The following is a 4,372-nucleotide window of genomic DNA, read 5'->3' on the forward strand; positions in this document are numbered from 1 at the left end:
GTCTTTTAGTTTACTGAAATCTAAAGATTCAAAATCACTATGGCTCACAGCCAATATAATTGCATTATAGATACCGTTGGGCTTGGTCAAAGAAAGACCATATTCATGATGTACTTCCTCTGAGCTTGCGTGAGGGTCACATACATCTACGTTCACTCCAAAATCTTCTAATTCACGTACCACGTCAATTACCCTACTATTTCTTATGTCTGGACAGTTTTCTTTGAAGGTGATGCCCAAAACCAGTACACGACTATTATTAATCGGATTATCTTTCTTTGTCATAAGTTTTATAACCTTATTGGCTATAAATGACCCCATATTATCATTTATCCTTCTTCCTGCCAAGATTACCTGAGGATTGTAACCAACTCCCTCGGCTTTATGCGTAAGATAATAAGGGTCTACACCAATGCAGTGTCCACCAACCAAGCCAGGTCTAAAAGGGAGGAAATTCCACTTAGTACCCGCAGCTTCCAGCACTTCATGTGTATCTATGTCTAAACGATCGAAAATTAAAGAAAGCTCATTTACAAAGGCTATATTTAAATCGCGCTGACTATTTTCAATCACTTTGGCTGCTTCAGCCACCTTAATGGAACTGGCCAAATGTGTCCCTGCGGTGATTATTGACTTATATAAGTTATCAATTTCAATGGCAACACTTTCATTACTTCCGCTGGTAACTTTCTTTATAGTTGGAAGTCGATGTTCCTTGTCCCCAGGATTTATGCGCTCGGGTGAGTAACCACAATAAAAGTCTTTATTATATTTTAAGCCACTTTTATTCTCCAAAATAGGAACGCAAACTTCTTCTGTACAGCCAGGGTAGACTGTAGATTCATAAATAACAATATCTCCCTGCTTGAGAACGTTACCAATGAGTTCACTGGCCTTTCTTAGAGGGGTAAGATCAGGTTGCTTGAAGTCATCAATCGGAGTAGGAACAGTTATGACGTAGACTTGACAATCTTTAATATCATCGCTGTTGCTTGTGTAGGAAAGGTTGCTAATTGATTTTAATTCAGAAGAGTCTACCTCTTTTGTATTATCAATGCCTTCTTTCAGTTCGCTAATTCTATTTTTGTTAATATCGAATCCAATAGTATTATATTTTCTACCAAACTCTACCGCAAGTGGTAATCCTACGTAGCCAAGTCCTATTACTCCTATGTTTTTCATTTTTCATTTTTTTTATTCTGATACCAATGATATGTTTTTTCCAGACCTTCTTCAAAATGTACATCAACTTCGTACCCCAAAAGGTTTTTAATTTTTGAAATATCAGCTTTCGAGTGTTTTACATCTCCGGCTCTTTCTGGTCCGTGAGTAGCTGAGATGTCTTTTCCAGTGATTCGTTGGAGAATATCCACCATCTGATTAAGAGTAGTTTGCTCCCCGCACGCCACATTGTAAATTTGATTTAATGCACTTTCGTTGTTTGTAAAGAGTGCTTTAATGTTAGCCTGTACCGCATTGTCTACGAAGGTAAAATCCCTTGAAGTGTCCCCTTCTCCATTTATTGTAGGCGTCTGATTTTCTAAGAATTTCTGACAAAAAATAGGAATAACTGCTGCATATGGATTGTTGGCATCCTGATTTGGCCCAAAAACATTAAAATATCTTAAGCCGATATAATTAAGTCCATATGATTTATTGAATACATCAGCATATAACTCATTTGCAAATTTGGTAATGGCATATGGACTGAGAGGCGAGCCAATTTTCCCTTCTTGCTTTGGCAATTCTTTACTATCACCATAGGTACTTGATGAGCAAGCTAAAATAACACGATCAATTTTATTCAATACAGCAGCATGAAGAATGTTAAGTGTTCCTCCAATATTTACTCGGTCTGATGTAATCGGATCTTTCAGTGATCTGGGTACCGAACCCAGGGCAGCTTGATGTGAAATTAAATCGTATCCTTTAGAGAGCTCTATCATACGCTCATAATTGCATATGTCTTCCTCTATAAATTCAAACTTTGAGTTTCCTTGATGGTGAGATATATTTTGAAAGTTACCATTAGAGAGATTATCAATTACGGTCACTTTAGATACTCGTGAGTCAGCTAATAAGGCATTGGTCAAGTTAGACCCGATAAACCCAGCTCCACCGGTCACGATTATTTTTTTTCCAGACATATATTAAATTTGGTTTGTCACGTGCTCATCTCTAGTATAAAAGATTATATCAAGATGATTTTATACATTTGCAAAAATCAATAAAAAAATCTTAAATGACAGATCGGCCACATAATAATCAACAAGAAGACGAAATTGACCTAATTGCTCTAGCTGCCAGGATAAGATCAACAATCTTCAGGTATAGAATTTTAATAGTCATTTGGATTGTAGTTGGGATAGCATTGGGTTTTGGATATTATCAAGTTAAACCATCAGTTTATGAGAGCCAGATGATTGTAAGGTCTGAGATTTTAGGAGAATCCCTTCTATCTGTTATCAACACGAATTATGAGAAGTTATTAAATGAAAGTAATCCAGAAGTGCTTTCAAGAAAATTTGGCCTTTCTGAAGATTTGATAAGTTCAGTAGAATCTATTTCTATTGAGCCAACAAAAGGAGAAGGGGAGAAAGTTGCTGAATTTTATACGTTGAATATAACATCTCTTAATAATGATAAATGGGGTGAGATTCAGGAAGCGGTAGTTAATTCATTGGAAGAAAATGCTTTTGTTAAAAAAAGAATTGCCCTGCAGGGTGAGCAGTATCAGAACATGATTAATAAAATCAAAGCAGAAATAAAGGATCTTGAAAAGGTAAAAGAAAACGATCCCAGCGGAGCGGGAGTAGTTGTGATGAACCCTTCAGAGATTTATTCTACTTTAGTACAATTATATAAACAACAACAAGAATATGAGCAAGACCTAGCTTTATTATCATCTATTGAAATCGTAGAAACATTTGACACCTATGAAAGACCGGTTAGTCCTAGACCTGTAATGTCAATGGCAGTGGGAGCACTTTTGGGATTGTTTGTTAGTTTGATCCTAATTGTTCTGCGAGAGTTCAATAAATACGTTAAAAAACACCAATTAGCTTAATAGACATTAACAGTATTATTACCTTACTGAAAAAAGAAATAACTATCGAGTGGCGACAGCGATACGCGCTCAATGGTATTCTTTTGTACTTGGTGAGTACCATATTTATCTGTTATTTGAGCTTCAATGTAAAGCGTAATGTTCTCCACCCCATCACTTGGAATGCTCTCTTTTGGATAATTCAAATGTTTGTGGCGATCAGCGCGGTTGCTAAAAGCTTTATTCAAGAGCGAGAGGGCCGGTATTTATATTACTATAGTCTATTCAGTCCAAAAAGCTTAATCATAGCGCGCACTCTCTACAACTCAGCTCTTATGCTTTTGATGGCACTTGCTGGTTATTTCATTTATGCATTAGTATTAGGTAATCCTGTAGGTAATAAACTTTTATTCGTTGTAAACCTGACCTTAGGAGCGATAAGCTTTTCTTTCGCTTTTACAATGATTTCCGCGATTGCCTCAAAAGGGAGCAATAGCCAAACGTTAATGGCCATTTTGGGTTTTCCTGTGATTCTTCCCATGTTGTTAATGATTATTAAAATTTCAAAGAACGCAATTGATGGGCTCGAATTTTCTACCTCCTACAGCGAAATTGCTACATTACTTGCCATTAATATTATTGTTGGCACAACTTCTTATGTCTTATTCCCTTATCTTTGGCGCAATTAAAGGAGTGGTATGAAAAAGCCTTGGTGGAAAATACTTACAATAGCATTGCTACTGTATGTTGTCATTGGAGGACTCCTTATGGAAGTTCCTCGTCTAAACATTCTAAACGAAACAATAAGAGCCTTATATTTTCACGTACCCATGTGGTTTGGGATGATTATTATGCTCGGTATTTCGCTGTTTCATTCAATTAAATACTTAAACAAATCACAGGAAGAGTCAGACCTCAAGGCGGTAGAGTATGTTAATATTGGTGTTGTCTTTGGCATACTTGGTATAGTAACAGGAATGTTTTGGGCACAATTTACCTGGGGAGAGTGGTGGAGTGGCGATCCCAAACAGAATGCCTCAGCTATAGGTCTTTTGATATATTTAGCATACTTCGTGCTACGAGGTTCAATAGATGATGAGGCTCAGAAAGCCAGAATAAGCGCTGTATATAATATATTTGCTTTCTCTGCACTCATTCCTCTGCTTTTTGTGCTGCCCAGACTCACGGACTCACTACACCCTGGTAGTGGAGGAAATCCTGGTTTCAATGCTTACGATCTTGATAGCAAGTTGCGTCTTGTTTTCTACCCGGCTGTAGCTGCATGGACAATGCTAGGAATTTGGATAGCCACACTAAGAATTCGAA

The 4,372-nt window shown here is 37.1% G+C and carries 5 protein-coding genes; 3 read left to right on the forward strand and 2 right to left on the reverse strand.

Features of this window, described 5'->3' with window-relative positions:
• Together E1176_RS05195 and E1176_RS05200 are read right to left on the reverse strand one after the other, a co-directional pair.
• On the reverse strand, positions 1–1,182 hold a 1,182-nt coding region (locus E1176_RS05195; protein ID WP_155209507.1), incomplete at its 3' end, for a nucleotide sugar dehydrogenase.
• Positions 1,179–2,147, reverse strand: a complete 969-nt coding sequence (locus E1176_RS05200) for an SDR family oxidoreductase (protein WP_155209508.1) — start codon at positions 2,145–2,147, stop codon at positions 1,179–1,181. The genes E1176_RS05195 and E1176_RS05200, both read right to left, overlap by 4 nt.
• A 95-nt stretch (positions 2,148–2,242) precedes the next feature.
• Here E1176_RS05200 and E1176_RS05205 point away from each other — a divergent pair, with 95 nt between their 5' ends.
• The 3 genes from E1176_RS05205 to ccsA all read left to right on the forward strand — a co-directional run.
• Positions 2,243–3,067: a GNVR domain-containing protein gene (locus E1176_RS05205; RefSeq protein WP_155209509.1), complete on the forward strand. Its 825-nt coding sequence runs from the start codon at positions 2,243–2,245 to the stop codon at positions 3,065–3,067.
• A 5-nt stretch (positions 3,068–3,072) separates the two neighbouring features.
• Positions 3,073–3,735: a heme exporter protein CcmB gene (locus E1176_RS05210; protein WP_185152642.1), complete on the forward strand. Its 663-nt coding sequence runs from the start codon at positions 3,073–3,075 to the stop codon at positions 3,733–3,735.
• 9 nt (positions 3,736–3,744) lie between these two features.
• On the forward strand, positions 3,745–4,372 hold a 628-nt coding region (gene ccsA, locus E1176_RS05215; protein WP_155209511.1), incomplete at its 3' end, for a cytochrome c biogenesis protein.

Source organism: Fulvivirga aurantia, from assembly GCF_009711475.1.
GTDB classification, from domain to species: Bacteria; Bacteroidota; Bacteroidia; order Cytophagales; family Cyclobacteriaceae; genus Fulvivirga; species Fulvivirga aurantia.